This window comes from Curtobacterium sp. MCPF17_003, assembly GCF_003224385.1.
In the GTDB taxonomy this organism is placed as follows: Bacteria; Actinomycetota; Actinomycetes; order Actinomycetales; family Microbacteriaceae; genus Curtobacterium; species Curtobacterium flaccumfaciens.
On the sequence record NZ_QKLC01000013.1, the window covers coordinates 31,459 to 49,129 of the forward strand.

Genomic DNA, 17,671 nt, shown 5'->3' on the forward strand with positions numbered 1-17,671 from the left:
CCGGTTCCGGCGCTAGTCGTACTGGGGCGGCCAGTCGAAGGGCGCCGGCAGGTGCGGGACCTCGCCGACGGTCGTGACGACGAGGACGATCTGGCGCAGGTCCGTCAGCTCGATCGAGCGCGGGTTGCCGATCCGCCGGTGCCCGTCGACCCACACCGTCAGTTCGCCGCGCAGGCCACCGACGTGCTCCGGACCGAGCGAGACGCCCCACTCGTCGAAGAACTGCCCGAGCGTGAACGTCTGCTCCGTCGGCGACTCGACGTGCACGATGCCCGACGTGTCGTGCGTGTGGATCTCCGCGGCGAACTTCCGGCTGTCCGAGTGCCCGACGTTCGCGGGGACGGTCACCGGTTCGTCGCCGTCCAGGATCGTCAGGTGCGTGTGCACGTGCTCGGCGAGTCGTTCGCCCCAGACGTTCCGGAGCCCGGCGGAATCCGCGCGACCCGTCAGGTCGGTGGGGCGTGGCCAGGGCGGAGCGTCGTGGGCGGTGACCTGTCCGGGTGCGGCACACCCGGACACCAGCAGGAGTGCGGCCGCCGTGACCGCGACGCTCCGCAGGTTCACCAGCGTTCGTGGACGCTCGCGCGGAACCAGGTGCCGTACAGGTCGTGCACGGTGGCGTCCAGTCCCTCGATCGGCGGCAGGTCGCCGGCTGCGGCGTTCGACCGGGCCTGCTCCGGATTGCGGGCGCCGGGGATCGCCGCGGTGACGCCGTCCTGCGCGATGATCCACGCGAGCGCCGCCTGCGGGACCGAGACGGCGTCCGGCAGGGACGCCGCGAAGGTCTGCGCGGCGCGCACCCCGTCGTCGTAGTCGACGCCGCTGAAGGTCTCGCCCTGGTCGAAGGCCTCGCCGTGGCGGTTGTAGTTGCGGTGGTCGCCCTCGGCGAACGACGTGTCGGTCGTGTACTTGCCGGAGAGCAGCCCCGAGGCCAACGGGACGCGCGCGAGGATGCCGACCCCGGCCTCCAGGGCCGCCGGCAGCACGCGGTCGAGCGGCTTGAGCCGGAACGCGTTGAGGATGATCTGGACGCTCGCGACGCCGGGCCGGGCGATCGCCGTGAGCGCCTGGTCGGCGGTCTCGACGCTGACGCCGTAGGCGGCGACCGAGCCGTCGGCGACCAGCGCGTCGAGGGCGTCGTAGACGGCGTCGTCCTCGTAGACCGGGGTCGGCGGGCAGTGCAGCTGCACGAGGTCGAGGGTGTCCTGCCCGAGGTTGCGGCGCGAGCGGTCCACCCACTCGCGGAAGTTCGCGGCGACGTAGTTCTCGGGGACCTGGTCGGCGCGACGGCCCATCTTCGTGGTGATGGTCAGCGGCACGTCGGGGTTCGCGGCACGCCACGCGCCGATGAGCTGCTCGCTCCGGCCGTCGCCGTAGACGTCGGCGGTGTCGAACAGGGTGACGCCCGACTCGACGGAGGCGTCCATCACGGCGTTCGCGTCGGCTTCGGAGACGGGGCCCCAGTCACCGCCGAACTGCCAGGTGCCGAGACCGATGGGGGAGACGGAGCGGCCGGTGCGGCCGAGGGTGCGACTCTGCATGGGTCCGAGCGTAGTCAGGCGCGCGCGGGCGGGGTTCAGCCGAGCGGGGTTCAGCCGATCGTGGAGACGCCGCGGCGCAGGAGCGCTCGCGCCGCCCGGGCGCGGGGGATGACCCACACGGCTGCCCACAGGGCCATCGCGCTCCACAGCAGGATGAGCATCGTCGTGATGAGCGTGCCGTGCTGGTCGCGCATCGACCAGGTCATCGCGATCCACAGCACGCCGAGGACGACCTTGCCCCAGCCGGCGCCCTCACGGTCGGCCTGGGCCTGGACGAGCGGGATCCACTGGTCCGCCGGGACGCCCGCGGGGACCTCGCCCTCGGCGATCCACTCGCGCACCGCGATCGAGCGTTCGTAGCCGCCCTCGGCGCGCCAGGCGCGGCGCTGCAGGACGACGGCGATCGTGGCACCAGCGACGGCGGTCGGGATGCCGACCGAGACCAGGACGGCGGTGGTCGCCTCGGTCCACGAGGACAGGACCAGCATGACCAGGACGACGGCGAAGGCAGCGCCCGTCACACCCGCACCGAGCAGGCGGAGCCGCCCGGCTTCGTCGAGGACACCGACTCCGACACCGTTCACGGGGAGAGCGTACCTGCGGTGATCGGGGGCCGGGTGCGTTCGTCAGCCCAGTGCCAGCAACCAGCACATGCCTGCGGCGGCGAAGGCCATCGCCCAGCTCACCAGGCTGCCGATCAGGAAGTACTCGGCCTGGTACCCGGTCGTCTCGCGGCGGATCTCGGGGAAGCGGACGATCCCCTTCGCGGCGATCAGCGCGGCGACGACGGGGAAGGCGCCGGCCAGCGAGAACCCGGCCAACAGCAGGCGCTCGATCGGGCCGATCATGCGTCCGCCCTTGAGGGTGACCGTGCCGTCCGTGTCCGTGTCCGCGTCCGTGTCGGCTCCGCGTGCCCGGGTGGTGCGGCGCCAGCCGAAGCGCTTCCGGCGCGTCGGCTCGGCCGCCACCGCACCGGGCCGTGCGTCGGGCGACAGCCCCGGCGGCAGCGCCTGGGCGACGACCACGTTGGCCGAGTCGACCAGGAACAGCGCGGAGCCGATGCCGGCGACGAGCGCCGCGAGCGGAACCGCTCCGACGAACGCCGGGCCGGCGTCACGGTGCCAGTCGACCACGAAGCCGGACGCGTCGGCAGCCGGCGCCCCGAGCAGCAGCACGGCGACGGCGACCGCGAGCAGGACGGCCGGCCAGGACCCCGAGCGGCGGAGCCAGGGGAGTGTCCGAGCGCCACTGCCGGGTGCGCCCCCGGACCGCACCGGGATCGTGGTCGCGACCCACAGGGCTGCGAGGACGACCGTGACCAGCACCGACCAGACCGCGAGGCCGAGGCCGAGCACCGCCACAGCCGTCACGGCGGCCCAGAGCAGGACGATCACCGTGGTGGTCAGCACGCGCCGTGGTGCCGCGTCGGTCCCGGTCCGTGCGCGGACGACGTCGGCGAGCCCGACGAGGGTCAGGAGGACTCCGGCGAGCATCAGCGGCCCCCGTCCCCGAGGACGCGCAGGCCCTCGACCAGGGCGGCGACGCCCGACTTCTGCACGGACTGGGACACCGCCGACGGGGTGATCCCCTCGTCCGCGGCGATCTGCGCCTGCGTGCGGCCCTGGACCAGACCGAGTGCGATCCGGCGCGCGCGGGGTGCGAGTCGCGAGACGACGTGGTCGCGGCTGAGGAAGTAGGCGTTCACGAGTCGCTCCGTCGTTCCGTGGCGGTCGTCGGCGTCGTGGTACCAGGACCGCAGGAACGCGGTCCGGCCGTCCTCGCGCCGGTGGGTCTCGTTGATGGCGTCCCGCGCCGACCACCAGCCCGGACCGTCCTGCAGCGGCCCGGCACCACCGGTGCCGATCGTCCGGACCTGCCCCCGGCCGATGCCGAGGCGGATCTGCACGGTCGGGGGGAGTGCGAGCGTCGCGGCCGTCGTCGCCACGAGGGCGTCGGTGAGCGTGCCGTAGATGACCTGGAACTCGTCGCCGACGGTGGCGCGCAGGGGATCGAGCGCGGGGACGTCAGCGGTACTGTCGAACGCGCGCTCCACGTCGTGCTGGGCTGCGGAGCGGTCCTCGAGCGTGCGGGAGTCGACCAGGTCGACGATCACGGCGATCACGGGCTCGGACTGCATGGGTTAAGCGTAGAGCTTCATATCGTCGAAAGTAAGTCTGGGGCTAAACTTCGTCGGCTGCCGTGACGCTCTAGGATCGTCGTGAGGGCCTTTAGCTCAGCTGGTAGAGCGCCACGTTTACACCGTGGATGTCGTCGGTTCGATCCCGGCAGGGCCCACCGAGAAGACCCGGGTTCAGCGCGTGGCCGGTCCGCCACCGGGACCGGCCGACGATCCGTCAGTCGCTGAGGGGGCACGGCCGGTCGGCTTCGAGGTCGCCGCCGGCTCGTTGATCCTCGATGTGCTTGCCGTGCCCGTGGACAGCAGGATCAGCGCGCGCGCCGTTGCCGAGCCGGCCTCGCAGCCGTAGACGACGAGCTGCAGGCCGGGTGACCCCTGGACGGCGAAGGTGTGGGCGTCGAACTCCAGCCGCCCGACCTCCCCGTGCTCGAACCGCTTCGCGGTGGTCGTCTTGCGCTGTACCCGTTGCGTGCTCCACCGTTCGGCGAAATCCGGGCTGGCGTCGTTCACTTCCGCGACGAGACGAAGGAGGCGCGGGTCGCTCCCGAACTCCGCGCTCGCCGCCCGCAGGCTCGCGACGGTTGCGTCGGCGGCGCGGGCCCAGTCGGCGTGGAAGTGCCGCGCCGTCGGGTCGAGGAAGGTCATCCGCACGAGGTTGTCGAAGCGTTCGAAGGTCGCGTACACCGCACGGGCCAGGGCGTTCGCGGCGACGACCTCGTGCGCGGGGTCGATCACGAACGCGGGGTGTGTCGACCACGAGTCGAGCAGCTGCCCGAGAGCCGGCGTCACCGACGTCGCCACGCGGGGGACTCGCGGCGAAGCAACCAGCCCTGCCAACGAGAACAGGTGGTCGCGCTCGTCGCCCTCGAGTTCGAGCCCGTCGGCGATGCCCTCGAGCACGGCGGCGCCGGGACTCACCTCCCGCCCTTGCTCGAGGCGCGTGTAGTAGTCGACGCTGAGGCCGCCCAGCACGGCGAGTTCCTCGCGGCGGAGCCCGGGCACGCGGCGGACACCTCCGCCTGGCAGTCCGAGCGACTCCGGGGCGAGTCGGCCGCGGACCGCGCGCAGGTAGGCGGCGAGGGTGAGGTCGTCGGCGGGCATGGGCACGGGACCAGGGTAGGTGGCAGGAGCTCCGCCTCCCTGGTCCTGCCGCACCCCGGCAGGACAGGGCGATGGTCGGGGGCTGCACGGCGTCGAGGGTGGGAGCATGGACACCAGCAGCGCACCCCAACCCGTTCACCCCTACCTCGGCCTCTGGGTCACCGCCGATGGCCGCATCCGCCACGAGCTGCGGCCCGACGGCCGCTACGTGGAGGCCCGAGGTGACCGTGAGGCGGCTTACGTGGGCACCTACGAGGTCGACGGCGACCACATCGACTACCGAGACGACACCGGCTTCACCGCGGACGGCGACTTCAGGGACGACGTCCTGCACCACGCGGGCATGGTGCTGCACCGACGGAAGGTCGTCCTCGTGACGGGCGCCTCGAGCGGCATCGGGCGCGCGACGGCGATCCGCCTCGCCGCGCCCGGCCACCCCGTCGTGCTCGGGGCCCGGCGCACCGACCGGCTCGACGAACTCGTCACCGAGATCGAGGGGGCGGGCGGTACGGCGATGGCAGTGCCGCTCGACGTCACCGCCCTCGCCTCGGTGCAGGAGTTCGCGGCTGCTGCCCGGGCACGCTTCGGGCGGATCGACGTGCTCGTCGCGAACGCCGGCGTGATGCCGTTGTCGCCCCTTGCCGCAGGCCTCGTCGACGAGTGGGACAGGATGATCGACGTCAACGTCCGCGGCCTCCTCCACAGCATCGCGGCGACACTGCCCACCATGCTCGCGCAGGGCACGGGCCACGTCGTGACGATAGCGTCCGTCGGCGCCTACGACGTCTCGCCCACGGCTGCCGTCTACTGCGGGACGAAGTTCGCAGCACGGGCGATCACCGAGGGGCTGCGTCAGGAGTCACCGCGTGGAATCCGTGTCACCACCGTGTCGCCCGGAGTCACCGAGTCCGAGCTCGCCGCAACGATCACCGACGCCTCCGCCGCCGCCGCGATGGTCGTCTACCGTGCCGAGTCGATCTCCGCCGACGCGATCGCCCGGGCCGTCTCCTACGCGGTGGCCGAGCGACCCGACGTCGACGTGAACGCGATCGTCGTGCGGCCTGCGGCCCAGCGTTGAGTTGCTCCCCAGTGTCGCCGCGAGCCGCCGGGCGCGGCCCGACGCGTTGCCGTCACCCCGGGAGGGCCATGTCTCGATCGGCGATCGTCATCGAACGCGAGAGGCTCTGCGTGTCCGGTAGGTCAGAGTGATCGCGGCGAGAGCGAGGACGACCGCTGCGGCTGCGGCAAGCCGGCCCACCTGCCGAGCGGCCAGCGCCAACTCGTACTGTCGTTTCGTCAGGACCACATCGGCGCCCTCGGGGGGGGGGGAGAAGAACACCGGCGCAACCTGGCCGGCCGGTGCCGGACGCCGCGCGAGCGAACGCCCGGCACCGCGGATCACCCCGAGATCTGGTCGAGTTCCCGCACGTCGTCCTCTGACAGCGTGATCGCCGCACCGGCGATGTTCTCGCGCAGGTGCGCCACCGAGGACGTGCCCGGGATGAGCAGCACGTTCGGGGAGCGCTGCAGCAGCCAGGCGAGCGCGACGGACATCGACGTTGCTCCGAGCCGGGCGGCGACCCGTGCGAGTGCCTCGGACTGCAGCGGCGCGAAGCCGCCGAGGGGGAAGAACGGGATGTAGGCGATGCCGTCGGACGCGAGCCGGTCGATGAGTTCGTCGTCCTGGCGGTTCGCCAGGTTGTAGCCGTTCTGCACCGACACGATCGGGGCGATCGTCCGTGCTTCCGCGACCTGGTCGGCAGTCGCGTTGCTCATCCCGAGGTGCCGGACCACCCCCTGCTGCTGCAGGTCGACCAGCGTCTCGAAGGCCTCGGCGATCCGTTCCTCCACGGGTCCCTCCGCGTCACCTGCTCGCAGGTGCACGAGGTCGAGCACGTCGACTCCGAGGGTCTCGAGGTTGTCGTCGATCTGCGCCCGGATCTCGTCCGGCTTCCGGGCGGCCGGCCAGCCGCCCTGCGCGTCCCGTCGCCCGCCCGCCTTGGTCGCGATGAGCAGGTCCGACCGGTAGGGGTGCAAGGCCTCGCGGATCAGGTCGTTCACGACCCGTGGGCCGTACGTCTCGGAGGTGTCGACGTGGGTGATGCCGCTTGCGACTGCTTCGCGGAGGGTCGCGATCGCGCCGTCGTGGTCTTTCGGCGGGCCGACGACCCAGGGGCCGGCGAGTTGCATCGCGCCGTACCCGAACCGGCTGACGACGCGATCGCCGAGTGTCCAGGTGCCGCCGGGGAGTCCCGCGGTGGTGGTGTTGGTCATGGGGTGCCCTTCACGGTCTTGTGGATCTGCGGTACGTGATCCACTCTGGGCAAGCTGCTTCCTGATGGGAAGGAGTTACCCAGAAGTGCGTAGGTACCCGGAGGACGCCATGGCGACGATGACCGCAGCGGAGAAGAAGGCCACGGCGAAGGCGGAGTACAACGCGTTCCTCGCGGCGTGCCCCAGTCAGCAGCTCCTCGGCAGGGTCTCCGGAAAGTGGGTCACCCTGGTGCTGTCCGCACTCGGGAGCGGTCCCGACTGCGACGGCGACCCGCGCCCGATGCGGTACTCCGAGCTCGCGCGGGTGCTCGCCGGGGTGAGCCCGAAGATGTTGACGCAGACGCTCCGGTCCCTCGAGCGCGACGGCCTCGTCGTACGGACCGCGATCGCGACGGTCCCCGTGTCCGTGACCTACGAGCTCACCGCACTCGGACTGTCGCTGCACGAGACCGTCCGCCAGCTCAAGCGCTGGTCGGAGGCCCACCGTGACGACGTCGCCGCGCACCAGGCACGGTTCGACGCCGACGAATGACCCGTGGTCACGTGGCGGCCGCAGTCCTGTGCACCCACCGCTCCTGACCCGTAGGCTTCCAGGCGGACCGACCGGTGCACGGGGCGCACGGTGGGATCCGAGCGGGAACCACATGTCCATCACATCCAGGATCACCACCGCGGGGACGGCGACCGTGATCGTCGTGCTCGCACTCTCCGGCTGCGCCGGAACCGGCACCACGGCACCGGGGACGGAGCGGGCCGCAACGCAGTCGCCGGCGCCGACACAAGCGCCGACACAGGCACCGACGGAGACGCCGACCGCGCCAGCCACCGCCGACTCCGCCACGAAGGACCTCACGTTCGAGGACGGCGACGCGCTCTCGGCGAGCATGCTGCCCGCGTTCGGGCTCCAGGTCTCGGCGCTCGACGGCTGGGAGCAGACCGGCGAGGACCCGACCACCGGGTCGCGGGAGTACACGAACGCAGAGGGCTCCGTGGCGACGATCACGCAGCAGCGGCTCACCGACCTCGACCCGACGATCGGGGACCGTGCAGCCACCGAGCAGCTGTTCACGGCCGCGGGGCTGCCGGCCGACCGGCTCGAGGAGCAGCTCCTGCCGACGATCACCGGCGGGACCGCGCAGTTCCTGTCGATCGCCGGGCACAACACGGACGGGTCCTGGTCGGCGACCGTGGCGCGGGCGTTCGCCAAGCCCGGCGCAGCACTCATCGTGAAGGTCCGGACGACCTCACAGGATGCGCTCCGTCCCGACCTGCACGACATCCTGGTCAACGCGCAGGTGGTCGTCGCCTGACGGAGCAGGAGACGGAAGACGACACGGACCGGAGGCCCGGTGCCAGCTGGCACCGGGCCTCCAGTCCGTGTCGTGCCGACCCCGGGACGGTGGCCGGCCTGTCGAGTTCGTCGAGCCGGGCGAGCGGCAGCGTCGATCCGATGTGCTCGCGGGGGTCGCCACGGACGATGACCGCAGCGGGAGCCGCAGCGGATCCCGGTTCGGTCCCCGCGGCGGGTCGCCACACCACGTCGTCCAGGAACTCGACCTCGTCGTCGATGCGGAACCAGCCGCCTTCGAAGCCGTCGACAGCGGCGTCGGGATCGGCGCGGCGCGTGGTCGTGGTCACGTCGGTCATCCCGGCAGCAACCGGGCGCGCATCGGCACCGCCGCTTCGGGGGCCGGTGCTGCACGTCGTGCGCTGGACGGTGCTGATCGGCGTGTCCCTGGCGCGTGGAGATCGCGCCGACGCGGACACCGGTTCGTCGGGAGCGGTACTGTTCCCCTTCGTGAGTGTTCGTCGCCGTGCTTCCCGTGTCGTCTCCATCGGGGTGGTCGCAGCCCTGGCAGCGTCGTTGACAGGGTGCGGCGAGGGAGCCGGCGTCGACAGCGACTACGCGAAGATCTGCCGCGACAACGCGACCGAGAAGCGGTTGCCGGACGACGACTGCAACAACCACGGCGGACACGCCGGCTGGTACTTCCTGCCGCTCTTCGCCAACCGTGCCACCAGGGTCCCCGGTGTGGGGGAAGCGGTCTCCGGCGGCACGAGCGCCCTGCCCGCCGGGAAGACCGCGAAGGCCGGCGTCTCGTCCCGTGGGAGCTCCGTCACCAAGGGTGGCTTCGGCGGAGCCGGCGGACACGGTGGGTTCGGCGGCTGATGGAGCGCATCGAGTTCCCCGAGCGTCCGGACTGGCGGCGCCGGATCCAGCAGACGGGGCTGATCTACTCGCGGTCCGTCCGCGACGACGGCACGCCCGTCGAGTACTGGAACGAGACCGCCGCGTACGTCTTCACGCTGCCGGAGGTCGAGGCGCTCGAGCGGCAGACCGAGGAACTGCACCGGATGTGCCTCGAAGCCGCGCGGTACCTCGCCACCGGCGCCCTCGGCACGCTGGGCCTGACACGAGCCGGGTTCGACCTCGCCGCCTGGTCGCTCGAGCACGAGGAGCCCGACCTGTACGCGCGGTTCGACCTGGCCTACGCCGGGGACGGTTCACCCGCCAAGATGCTCGAGTACAACGGGGACACCCCGACCGGGTTGATCGAGGCATCGGTCACGCAGTGGCACTGGATGCAGGACCGGCTCGCGACCGGCGAACTGTCCGCCGGTACCGACCAGTGGAACGGCATCCACGAGGCGATGGTGGCGCGCTGGCGGACACTGCTGCACGAGTCCCTGCGCGCCGAGGACGGCGGCCGACTGTTCGTGGCGCACTCCGACCTCGACACGGCGGGCGAGGACTGGGACACGGTGGCCTACATGCGCGACCTGGCGGGGGAGGCCGGGTGGGAGCACACCGGCATCGAGATGAAGGACATCGGCTGGCACGCGACGGCCCGTCAGTTCGTCGGCGACCAGGAGCCGGCCGGTTCGTCTCGGAGCGTGTTCACGCTGCCGGGGGACGAGCCGGGGACCCAGTACCCGGTGATCCGCAACCTCTTCAAGCTGTACCCGTGGGAGGACCTCGTCTCCGGGGACGACCGGGCGCAGGGCGACCAGGAGTTCGGCGCCTTCCTGGTCAGCGACCGCGGGCGGCTCGGCCGCTGGTACGAGCCGGCGTGGAAGATGTTCCTGTCGAACAAGCTGCTGCTCGTCGCGCTCTGGCGCTTGTTCCCCGGCCACCCGAACCTGCTGCCGGCCTTCGCGGACGGTCCGAACGGCATGCGCGACTTCGTCGTGAAGCCCGTGTTCGGGCGCGAGGGCGACGGCATCGCGGTGCACCGGGCCGACGGTTCGGTCACGACGAACGGTCGCGAGTACCGGCGCGCCGGCACCGGGGCCGAACGGGTGTGGCAGCAGTACCACGAGCTCCCGGACTTCCCGGGGTCGAACGGGCACAACCACCCGGTGCTCGGGTCGTGGGTCGTCGGCGGCGAGTCCTTCGGCGTCGGCATCCGTGAGTCCGACGGGCCGATCACGGACTACTGGTGCCGGTTCGCCCCGAACATCATCGCGGTCTGACGCCGGTCAGTCGACGATCTCGCCGCGTTCCTCGGGCGGGAGCGCGACGAGCCGTTCCCGCCACCGGCGCAACGCCTCCGGGGTGAGCCGCGTCCACTGGGTCTCCTCGCCGACCACACGGAGCGGGAGGGCGCTTCGGCCTGCTGCTGCCATGACGACAGCCGACGAACGGCTCAGCGACCGCGGCCGACCAGAGCCCGCCACCGCGGCTGTTCCGAGACGACGACGGCGATGCAGAGGACCGTGACGGCGATCGCGACCGCTGTCGGCCACACGGCCCAGGCCGCGACGACGGCCCCCACCAGGTGCGCGAGGACCGACCCGATCGTCACCGCTCCGGGTGCCGCGACGGGCGGGTCGCCGCCGGGGCGATCGCCCGGGGTGCCGAAGACCGCGGGCGGCACGACGAGGAAAAGGACGGCGGCGATCGCGAGCACCGGCGAGTGGGGCCAGAGCGTCCACGGCACGGCCACCCACGCGACGAGCTCCGCCAGGAACCGCAGGCCGCCACGGAGCGGGTCGTGACCGACGGGCCTCGACGGGCGCGCCGCCGTGGTCACGGTCACGGTGTCGTCGCGGCACGGAACCCGCGATCCAGGAAGTCGACCATCCACGTGGCACTCGCGTCGACGTCCGTGTCCATCTGGAACCCGCCCGATGCCTCGATCGTGGCGAACCCGTGCAGCACGCTGCGGAGCACCCGGAGCGCGTGGACCTCGTCGGCCGGGTCGAGCGGGTAGTCGCGGAGCGCCGCGGCGAAGGACGCCAGGGTGCGGCCGAGTGCGACCGCCAGGGGGTCCTCGGCGCCGGTCGGCCGGATGCTGACGGCCGCCTGGTACCGCGCCGGGTGCTCCTGGACGCTCCGGCGCACGGTCTGCACCGCCGCCTCGAGGGCCCTGCGACCGCTGCGCCCCTGCATGGCGTCGCGGAGTGCGTCGCCGAGCTCGTTCGCGCCGAGGATCGCGATCCTGCGGGTGAGGTCGCCGAGTCCGTCGACGTGCTTGTACAGCGACGGCGCCTTCACCCCGAGGCGGTCGGCGACGACGCTCATGCTCAGCTGGGCCAGGCCGATCTCGTCGGCCAGCGTCGCCGCGGCCTCGGTGACGGTTGCCGGGTCGAGCCCCGCCCTAGGCAACGGGACCTGCGACGGGCAGCGTGCGGGCGAGGAACGGCAGCAGCAGGGTGAGGACCGCAGTCGGGGTCTCGGTGTGGGGGTAGTGGCCGGCACCGTCGATCACGGCGAGTTCCCCGAGGCCGTCCGGCAGGTCGGCGACGATCCGCTCGCCCTCGGCGCGGGGCACGGCCCAGTCCGGATCGGCACTGCCCTCGACGACCAGCACGGGGCACCGGACGGCGCCCAGCTGCTCGCCGGCGTCGGCGGGTGAGGTGCGGGTCATGGCACGGAGGACCGCCATCCTTTCCGGCTTCCGCAGGGTCGTTTCGATGCGGCTGCGCTCCGTCGCCCAGTCGGCGGGCTTGGTGGGGACCGCGATGTCGAGGTACGCGAGCCAGCCGGGCAGGCTGCCGTTCGTCATGACCCGCGCGAGCTGGACGGTGCCGGCGCGGTGTCGGCGGTTGCGCAGGAGTCCGCCCAGGTCGACGGACTGCTTGCGCGTGAACGGCGCCAGTTCGACGATGCCCGCCACCAGGTCCGGGGCGGTCGCCGCGGCGATCGTCGCCGCACCTCCGCTGATGGACTGCCCGACGACCACGGCCGGGCCACCGAGGTGACGGGCGACCGCGACGAGGTCGCGTGCGATGTCGGCGCGCTCGTAGCCGGCCCACCCGGTGCTCGAGTCGCCGCACCCGCGGAGGTCGACGTTCGCCACCCGGTAACCGGCCGCGACGAGCTCCGGCACGACGAAGCGGTAGGAGTGGCGGCTGTCGCCCATGCCGTGGGCGAGGACCACGAGCGGCCCTGATCCGGAGAGGTCGTAGGCGATCGTGCCGCCCTCGGTGTCCAGGTGTTCGAGCATGACGTGGCTCCTTCGGCTACGGGTAGTAACTCAAAGGCTAATGCTCGTAGCCATAAAGTCAAGACCACTTCGTCGGCGGGAACGTGCCGGTCCTGATCACGGTGTTCCTGTTCAGAAGGGCAGGCGGACGGACGTGGATCAGTCGCGGACTCGGATGGTCGCGGCGCCGGACGGCAGGTCGCGCACCGCTTGGACGTCGTCGACGGCGCCGATCGGCACGATCCCCGGGAAGCTGCCGACGTCCGTGTAGTACAGGACGATCGACTGGTCCGGCACGTAGTAGGCGATCGTGCCCACCGGCGCATCGCTCGTGCTCGGTGCGCCGGTGGTGTCGAGCGGCGCGGGGAGCCGAGCGATCTGCTCCTGCCCGCCGTGGTCGGAGAACGTCAGCGTCGCCGGCAGCTGGGCGGCCAGCGCGCGCGCCGTCGCACTCTCGGTCAACCGGCCGGTGAGGGTCTCGCCGTCGAGTTCGATGGTGGTGCGCACGGGGTCGGCCTCCGTCGGGGCGGTGATCGTGGGAGCTGTCGTTGCCGACGCAGGCGCAGACGCAGACGCAGGCGTCTCCGCGTGCTCGACGCCGCTGCACCCGGCGAGCGCCCCCACCACCAGCGCGAGCGGGCTCAGCGCGACCAGCGGACCCAGGGGGGGGCCGGCGTCTGGTGCGGATGTGCATCGGGGCTCCCTTCGTTCGTGGACACCACCATCGAAGCTCCACCACCACCCACGCAGTGAGGCTCCGGCGAAACGGGGTCCTGCAGAACCTCCCTGTCCGCCGGACGATGCCCCTACCGTCGGTCCGTGACCACGACGACCTCCGACCTCCCCATGACCGACCGGGCGACCGACGGCCGACTGCCCTGGCTACCGCTGTCCCTGCTCGCCGCGATCGGGTTCCTCCTCGTCGCCATGGAGACGATGCCGGCCGGGCTGTTGCCCGCGATCGCCGACGGGATGGGCACGAGCGAGGGCACGGTCGGCCTGTTCGTCAGCGCGTACGCGATGGGCACGGTCATCGCCACGGTCCCGGCGATCGCCCTGACCCGCGGGTTCCGTCGCAAGCCGCTCATCGTGGCCGCCATCGCCGTGCTGCTCGTCGCGAACACCCTGACCGCGTTCGCGCCGGACGTCGCGGTCGCGCTGGTCACCCGGTTCGTCGCCGGCGCGATGTCGGGGACGATCTGGGGCATGTTCGCCACCTACGCCCGGCGAATCAGCCCGGCCCGCTTCGCCGGGGTGTCGCTCGCGATCGTCTCGACGGGCGCGCCGGTGGGGTTCGCGCTGGGCACCCCGCTCGGGTCCTTCATCGGCAACTCCCTGGGCTGGCGGTCGTCGTTCGTCGGGCTGAGCCTGGTCGGCGTGGTGGTCCTGGCGCTGATCGCGCTGTTCGTGCCGGATGCCCCGGGGCAGACGAGCGCCGCGAAGCTGTCCGTCGTGAAGGTGTTCCGGATCCGCGGCATCGCGGTCATCCTCGCCGTGATCGCGACGTGGATGGTGGCGCACAACACGATCTACACGTACATCTCGCCGTACCTGCGGGCGACCGGCACCGACCTGAGCGCCGGGCTGGTGCTGCTCGTCTACGGGATCGCCGCGATCCTCGGCGTCGTCGTCACCGGCGCCCTGCTCGACCGGCACCCCCGACCCCTGCTGCACGGCAGCGTCGGCCTGTTCGTCCTGGCCGGCGTGGTGCTGCTCGTGGGGCACACGTCGCCGGTCGCGGTCCTGCTGGCCGCGGGCCTGTGGGGCATCGGCTTCGGCGGTTCGTCGACGCAGCTGCAGGCCGCCCTGACGACCGCCGGCGGCGAGGACGCCGACGTCGCGAGCGCGTTCCTGCCGGTCGCGTTCAACATCGCGATCTTCGCGGCCGGCCTGTTCGGTGCCGCCCTGCTGACGGCCTTCGACGGGCTGGTGCTCGCCGTCGTGATGATCGTGTTCGGGGCGGTCGCGGCGATCCTCACCGTCATCGGTCGCGGATCGGCGTTCCCCGCGAAGCTCTGACGCGCTCGATGAACGCGACTGCGACCGCCGGCTGCGATCATGTCCGGGTGCACCACGACCAGGACCACCCACGCCCGGACGTCACGACCGTCGAGGTCATCGGCGGCCCGGAACCGGTCACCGTGACCCTGCACCCCGCCGACAGCGGGTGGGCTGCGGTCTTCGATGACCACCGGCGACGCATCCTGGAGGCCCTCCCCGGCTCCGGCGCGGACGCCCCCGTCGTCGAGCACATCGGCTCCACGGCCGTCCCCGGCCTGGCCGCGAAACCGATCGTCGACATCGTGGTCGCCGTCGCGGACGTCACCGCCGAGGCCACGTACCTCGACCAGCTCCTGGCGGCCGGGTACGAGCTCCGTGTCCGCGAGCCGGGCCACCGCCTGGTCCGGACGCCGGCCCGTGACGTCCACGTGCACGTCTACGAGCGAGGCGCGACGGCGGTCGACGAGTACCTGCTCCTCCGTGACCACCTGCGCGCCGACGCCTGTGACCGGGCGCTGTACGAGCGCACCAAGCGGGAGCTGCTCGGCCGGAGTTGGGACGACATGAACGCCTACGCCGACGCGAAGACGGCCGTCATCACCGCGATCAAGGAGCGGGCGCGTCGGAACCGCGCGTCCTGAGACGCGGGGTCGCCGCCGGTCAGGAGATCGCCAGCCCCGCGAGCAGGTGCTGCACCCGCGCGCGCACGTCGTCGCGGATCGGCCGGACGGCGTCGAGGTCGAGCCCCGCGGGGTCGGTCAGCTCCCAGTCCTCGTAGCGCTTGCCCGGGAACACCGGACAGGCGTCCCCGCACCCCATCGTGATGACGACGTCGGCGGCCCGGACGGCATCGGTGCTGAGCCGGGCCGGCTGCTCGTTCCGGATGTCGATGCCCTCCTCGAGCATCGCCGCGACGACCACGGGGTTGAGCTGCTCGGCCGGTTCGGAGCCGGCGCTCCGGACGTCGACGCGGCCACCGGCCAGGTGCTGCAGGAAGCTGGCGGCCATCTGGGAACGGCCGGCGTTGTGGACGCAGACGAACAGGACGGTGGGCATGCGAGGTGCTCCGATCAGAGGACGACGGCGCCGAGCAGGCCGGCTCCGATGACGACCGCCCACGGGGGAGCGGACCAGCGGGTGAGGGCGATGAAGGCGGCCACGGCGAGCGCCAGTGCGGGTGCCGAGCGGACCCCCTCGGTGATGACCGGGTCCCAGAGCGCCGCGGCGAGGAGCCCGACGACCCCCGCGTTCACGCCGGCCAGCACGCGCCGGGCCCACGGCAGAGCGCGGAGCACGTGCCAGAACGGCAGTGCGCCGACCACCAGGAGCGCCGCCGGCAGGAAGATCGCGACGAGTGCCACCGCGGCGCCGACGAGCCCGCTCGGGCTGCCGTCGGCGACGGCGCCGAGGTACGCGGCGAAGGTGAACAGCGGCCCGGGCACGGCCTGTGCGGCGCCGTACCCGGCCAGGAAGTCCGCATGGCCCACCAGGTGGGTTGCCACGGTCTGCGACTCGAGCAGCGGCAGGACGACGTGGCCGCCGCCGAAGACGAGCGAACCCGCCTGTGCGAAGACCCCGAACAGGCGCACGGCCCCGGTGCCGCTCGCGGCGACGGGTGCCGCGACGAGCAGGGCGGCGAACGCGACGAGCGCCGACACCGCGACCCAGCGGGGGAGCCGCACGGCGACCTCGCTGACGGCGACGTCCTCGGCCGGGCCCACCACCCGGCCCAGCCACAGCACGCCGACCACGGCGCACGCCGCCATGACCGCGACCTGCGCCGCCGGGCCGGGAACGAGCAGCACCACGATCGCGGCGGCGGCCGCGATGGTCGCCCGACGGCGGTCCGGGGTGAGCGAGCGCGCCATGCCGAGCACCGCCTGCGCCACCACCGCGGCGGCGGCGGCCTGCAGCCCGAGCAGCCACCCGGCACCGGCCAGGTCGGGCGCGCCGGACACGAGCAGGGCGAACGCGACGAGCAGCACCGCGGACGGCAGGGTGAACCCGCACCACGCGGCGAGGAGTCCGAGCAGCCCGGCGCGCTGCAGCCCGAGTGCCATCCCGACCTGGCTCGACGCGGGTCCGGGCAGGAACTGGCACAGCGCGACGAGGTCGGCGTAGGCGTCGTCCCGCAGCCAGCGGCGACGCACCACGAAGGCCTCGCGGAAGTACCCGAGGTGCGCGACCGGCCCGCCGAACGAGGTCAGCCCGAGCCGCAGGAACACCAGGAACACCGATGCTGCGGACGACCGCAGGGGCTCGGGGCTCGTCGTCACCCGCTCATCTTGACGACGGCAGATGGTTCAGTCAACATTGAACCGATGAACACCCGGCGGCAGGACCTCGAGCGGCGTGCGGCGCAGCATGCCGCCCTCGGCGACGTCGCCCGCCTGGCGATCGTCGACCTGCTCGCCACGTCCGACGCCAGCCCGAGCGAGGTGCGGGCCGCCCTCGGGCTCTCCGGGCCGCTCCTGGCGCACCACCTGCGCGTCCTCGAGCAGGCCGGTCTGGTCACGCGACGCCGCTCCGACGGCGACGGGCGACGCAGCTACCTGCACCTCGAGCCGAGCGGTGTCCCGCACGGTTCGGCAGCGGTGCCGGGCCCGGTGTCCCGCGTGCTGTTCGTCTGCACCGGCAACTCCGCGCGCTCCCCGCTGGCCGCGGGCGTCTGGGCGCAGGTCAGCGAGATCGGCTCGCTGTCGGGCGGGACGCGTCCCGCGGCCGCCATCGCACCCGGGGCGGTCGCCGTCGGGGAACGCCACGGCCTGGACCTCGGCCGCCACGTCCCGCGTGCCTTCCGCGACCTCGTCGCCGACGGCGACCTGGTCGTCACGGTCTGTGACCGCGCGCACGAGTCGATCGACGACGGCGACAGCCTGCACTGGTCGCTGCCGAACCCCTCGCGCGTCGGCACGGCGGACGCGTACGAGGCCACCTACGCGGACCTGAAGTCCCGCGCCACCGCGCTCGCTGCGCGCCTCGCCGCCTGACGCGGCCCACGAACGGAACGCCCCGATGAGATCCCCCCTCCTCATCGGGGCGTTCTCCTTGCTCCGCCGACTGCGGACGGGAGGCACGGGGCGGGCCTGCACCGAGCCTCCCGTCCGGTCCGTGGTGTGTGCACGGCGGCGCGCGCGTTCCTGGGAGCGCCGGAGGCGAGGCCGGTTTACCTTGTCGGCCAACGGGGC

General features: G+C 72.6%; 23 protein-coding genes and 1 tRNA gene. 9 read left to right on the top strand and 15 right to left on the bottom strand.

The window, feature by feature from the left end:
• Window positions 1-12 precede the first annotated feature (12 nt).
• The 5 genes from DEJ30_RS13205 to DEJ30_RS13225 are packed head-to-tail and all read right to left on the bottom strand — an operon-like array spanning window position 13 to window position 3,678.
• The gene (locus DEJ30_RS13205; protein ID WP_110862117.1) at window positions 13-564 is read right to left on the bottom strand and encodes a hypothetical protein; all 552 of its coding nucleotides are present in this window, start codon (window positions 562-564) and stop codon (window positions 13-15) included.
• Window positions 561-1,541, bottom strand: coding sequence for an aldo/keto reductase (locus tag DEJ30_RS13210; RefSeq protein ID WP_110862119.1), 981 nt, complete (start codon window positions 1,539-1,541; stop codon window positions 561-563). The genes DEJ30_RS13205 and DEJ30_RS13210 overlap by 4 nt, the downstream gene beginning before the upstream one ends.
• A gap of 50 nt (window positions 1,542-1,591) precedes the next feature.
• Entirely contained in the window at window positions 1,592-2,125 is a 534-nt protein-coding gene (locus DEJ30_RS13215) for a hypothetical protein (RefSeq protein WP_110862121.1), read from the bottom strand.
• Window positions 2,126-2,167: 42 nt separating this feature from the next.
• The gene (locus tag DEJ30_RS13220; RefSeq protein WP_110862123.1) at window positions 2,168-3,034 is read right to left on the bottom strand and encodes a hypothetical protein; all 867 of its coding nucleotides are present in this window, start codon (window positions 3,032-3,034) and stop codon (window positions 2,168-2,170) included.
• Window positions 3,034-3,678, bottom strand: a complete 645-nt coding sequence (locus DEJ30_RS13225; RefSeq protein ID WP_110862126.1) for a SatD family protein — start codon at window positions 3,676-3,678, stop codon at window positions 3,034-3,036. The genes DEJ30_RS13220 and DEJ30_RS13225 overlap by 1 nt, the downstream gene beginning before the upstream one ends.
• Before the next feature lie 85 nt (window positions 3,679-3,763).
• Between DEJ30_RS13225 and DEJ30_RS13230 the strand changes: the two genes are divergently transcribed.
• A tRNA-Val gene (locus DEJ30_RS13230) sits at window positions 3,764-3,836 on the top strand.
• A 16-nt stretch (window positions 3,837-3,852) separates the two neighbouring features.
• Here DEJ30_RS13230 and DEJ30_RS13235 read toward each other — a convergent pair.
• A complete protein-coding gene (locus tag DEJ30_RS13235) occupies window positions 3,853-4,779 on the bottom strand; it encodes a helix-turn-helix transcriptional regulator (RefSeq protein ID WP_110862128.1) in 927 nt (308 codons plus the stop codon).
• A gap of 106 nt (window positions 4,780-4,885) precedes the next feature.
• Here DEJ30_RS13235 and DEJ30_RS13240 point away from each other — a divergent pair, with 106 nt between their 5' ends.
• Window positions 4,886-5,857, top strand: coding sequence for an SDR family NAD(P)-dependent oxidoreductase (locus DEJ30_RS13240; RefSeq protein WP_110862130.1), 972 nt, complete (start codon window positions 4,886-4,888; stop codon window positions 5,855-5,857).
• A gap of 320 nt (window positions 5,858-6,177) precedes the next feature.
• Here the strand turns inward: DEJ30_RS13240 and DEJ30_RS13245 are convergent, their stop codons facing one another.
• Complete coding sequence (locus DEJ30_RS13245) at window positions 6,178-7,053, bottom strand: oxidoreductase (RefSeq protein WP_110862132.1); 876 nt, start codon at window positions 7,051-7,053, stop codon at window positions 6,178-6,180.
• Window positions 7,054-7,138: 85 nt separating this feature from the next.
• Between DEJ30_RS13245 and DEJ30_RS13250 the strand changes: the two genes are divergently transcribed.
• Together DEJ30_RS13250 and DEJ30_RS13255 are read left to right on the top strand one after the other, a co-directional pair.
• Window positions 7,139-7,585: a helix-turn-helix domain-containing protein gene (locus tag DEJ30_RS13250; RefSeq protein ID WP_258369941.1), complete on the top strand. Its 447-nt coding sequence runs from the start codon at window positions 7,139-7,141 to the stop codon at window positions 7,583-7,585.
• Window positions 7,586-7,697: 112 nt separating this feature from the next.
• Window positions 7,698-8,363, top strand: a complete 666-nt coding sequence (locus tag DEJ30_RS13255; protein WP_110862137.1) for a hypothetical protein — start codon at window positions 7,698-7,700, stop codon at window positions 8,361-8,363.
• Here DEJ30_RS13255 and DEJ30_RS13260 read toward each other — a convergent pair.
• On the bottom strand, window positions 8,338-8,691 hold the full coding sequence (locus DEJ30_RS13260) for a hypothetical protein (RefSeq protein ID WP_110862139.1): 354 nt from the start codon (window positions 8,689-8,691) through the stop codon (window positions 8,338-8,340). The genes DEJ30_RS13255 and DEJ30_RS13260 overlap by 26 nt on opposite strands.
• Before the next feature lie 160 nt (window positions 8,692-8,851).
• On the opposite strand from DEJ30_RS13260, the gene DEJ30_RS13265 reads away from it, so the two are divergent.
• Window positions 8,852-9,223 (top strand): tRNA-dihydrouridine synthase, encoded by a 372-nt coding sequence (locus DEJ30_RS13265; RefSeq protein ID WP_258369942.1) that lies wholly within the window; start codon window positions 8,852-8,854, stop codon window positions 9,221-9,223.
• Window positions 9,223-10,527: a glutathionylspermidine synthase family protein gene (locus DEJ30_RS13270; RefSeq protein ID WP_110862141.1), complete on the top strand. Its 1,305-nt coding sequence runs from the start codon at window positions 9,223-9,225 to the stop codon at window positions 10,525-10,527. Before DEJ30_RS13265 ends, DEJ30_RS13270 begins: the two co-directional genes overlap by 1 nt.
• A 6-nt stretch (window positions 10,528-10,533) precedes the next feature.
• Here the strand turns inward: DEJ30_RS13270 and DEJ30_RS13275 are convergent, their stop codons facing one another.
• From DEJ30_RS13275 to DEJ30_RS13295, 5 genes are all read right to left on the bottom strand, one after another.
• On the bottom strand, window positions 10,534-10,680 hold the full coding sequence (locus DEJ30_RS13275; protein WP_110862143.1) for a rifampin ADP-ribosyl transferase: 147 nt from the start codon (window positions 10,678-10,680) through the stop codon (window positions 10,534-10,536).
• Window positions 10,681-10,700: 20 nt separating this feature from the next.
• Window positions 10,701-11,093, bottom strand: a complete 393-nt coding sequence (locus tag DEJ30_RS13280) for a hypothetical protein (RefSeq protein WP_110862145.1) — start codon at window positions 11,091-11,093, stop codon at window positions 10,701-10,703.
• Window positions 11,090-11,662, bottom strand: coding sequence for a TetR/AcrR family transcriptional regulator (locus DEJ30_RS13285; protein WP_110862147.1), 573 nt, complete (start codon window positions 11,660-11,662; stop codon window positions 11,090-11,092). The genes DEJ30_RS13280 and DEJ30_RS13285 overlap by 4 nt, the downstream gene beginning before the upstream one ends.
• Window positions 11,655-12,503, bottom strand: coding sequence for an alpha/beta fold hydrolase (locus tag DEJ30_RS13290; protein ID WP_110862150.1), 849 nt, complete (start codon window positions 12,501-12,503; stop codon window positions 11,655-11,657). Before DEJ30_RS13290 ends, DEJ30_RS13285 begins: the two co-directional genes overlap by 8 nt.
• Window positions 12,504-12,641: 138 nt before the next feature.
• Window positions 12,642-12,989, bottom strand: a complete 348-nt coding sequence (locus DEJ30_RS13295) for a cyclophilin-like fold protein (protein ID WP_110862152.1) — start codon at window positions 12,987-12,989, stop codon at window positions 12,642-12,644.
• 312 nt (window positions 12,990-13,301) lie between these two features.
• Between DEJ30_RS13295 and DEJ30_RS13300 the strand changes: the two genes are divergently transcribed.
• Both DEJ30_RS13300 and DEJ30_RS13305 read left to right on the top strand, forming a co-directional pair.
• On the top strand, window positions 13,302-14,501 hold the full coding sequence (locus tag DEJ30_RS13300) for an MFS transporter (protein WP_258369943.1): 1,200 nt from the start codon (window positions 13,302-13,304) through the stop codon (window positions 14,499-14,501).
• Window positions 14,502-14,548: 47 nt separating this feature from the next.
• Window positions 14,549-15,124, top strand: coding sequence for a GrpB family protein (locus tag DEJ30_RS13305; protein WP_110862154.1), 576 nt, complete (start codon window positions 14,549-14,551; stop codon window positions 15,122-15,124).
• A gap of 19 nt (window positions 15,125-15,143) precedes the next feature.
• Here the strand turns inward: DEJ30_RS13305 and DEJ30_RS13310 are convergent, their stop codons facing one another.
• Both DEJ30_RS13310 and chrA read right to left on the bottom strand, forming a co-directional pair.
• On the bottom strand, window positions 15,144-15,539 hold the full coding sequence (locus tag DEJ30_RS13310; protein ID WP_110862156.1) for an arsenate reductase ArsC: 396 nt from the start codon (window positions 15,537-15,539) through the stop codon (window positions 15,144-15,146).
• A gap of 14 nt (window positions 15,540-15,553) precedes the next feature.
• Window positions 15,554-16,759 carry a chromate efflux transporter gene (chrA, locus tag DEJ30_RS13315; protein WP_110862158.1) on the bottom strand — a complete coding sequence of 402 codons (1,206 nt, stop codon included), beginning with the start codon at window positions 16,757-16,759 and terminating at the stop codon, window positions 15,554-15,556.
• 45 nt (window positions 16,760-16,804) lie between these two features.
• On the opposite strand from chrA, the gene DEJ30_RS13320 reads away from it, so the two are divergent.
• Window positions 16,805-17,473, top strand: a complete 669-nt coding sequence (locus DEJ30_RS13320) for an ArsR family transcriptional regulator (protein ID WP_110862160.1) — start codon at window positions 16,805-16,807, stop codon at window positions 17,471-17,473.
• The last annotated feature ends 198 nt before the right edge of the window (window positions 17,474-17,671 follow it).

Excerpts from the sequence above, each read along its gene's own strand:
- DEJ30_RS13210 (WP_110862119.1), bottom strand. The coding sequence starts at position 1,541 with ATGCAGAGTCGCACCCTCGGCCGCACCGGCCGCTCCGTCTCCCCCATC.
- DEJ30_RS13220 (WP_110862123.1), bottom strand. The coding sequence starts at position 3,034 with ATGCTCGCCGGAGTCCTCCTGACCCTCGTCGGGCTCGCCGACGTCGTC.
- DEJ30_RS13225 (WP_110862126.1), bottom strand. The coding sequence starts at position 3,678 with ATGCAGTCCGAGCCCGTGATCGCCGTGATCGTCGACCTGGTCGACTCC.
- DEJ30_RS13235 (WP_110862128.1), bottom strand. The coding sequence starts at position 4,779 with ATGCCCGCCGACGACCTCACCCTCGCCGCCTACCTGCGCGCGGTCCGC.
- DEJ30_RS13240 (WP_110862130.1), top strand. The coding sequence starts at position 4,886 with ATGGACACCAGCAGCGCACCCCAACCCGTTCACCCCTACCTCGGCCTC.
- DEJ30_RS13245 (WP_110862132.1), bottom strand. The coding sequence starts at position 7,053 with ATGACCAACACCACCACCGCGGGACTCCCCGGCGGCACCTGGACACTC.
- DEJ30_RS13255 (WP_110862137.1), top strand. The coding sequence starts at position 7,698 with ATGTCCATCACATCCAGGATCACCACCGCGGGGACGGCGACCGTGATC.
- DEJ30_RS13270 (WP_110862141.1), top strand. The coding sequence starts at position 9,223 with ATGGAGCGCATCGAGTTCCCCGAGCGTCCGGACTGGCGGCGCCGGATC.
- DEJ30_RS13275 (WP_110862143.1), bottom strand. The coding sequence starts at position 10,680 with ATGGCAGCAGCAGGCCGAAGCGCCCTCCCGCTCCGTGTGGTCGGCGAG.
- DEJ30_RS13290 (WP_110862150.1), bottom strand. The coding sequence starts at position 12,503 with ATGCTCGAACACCTGGACACCGAGGGCGGCACGATCGCCTACGACCTC.
- DEJ30_RS13310 (WP_110862156.1), bottom strand. The coding sequence starts at position 15,539 with ATGCCCACCGTCCTGTTCGTCTGCGTCCACAACGCCGGCCGTTCCCAG.
- DEJ30_RS13320 (WP_110862160.1), top strand. The coding sequence starts at position 16,805 with ATGAACACCCGGCGGCAGGACCTCGAGCGGCGTGCGGCGCAGCATGCC.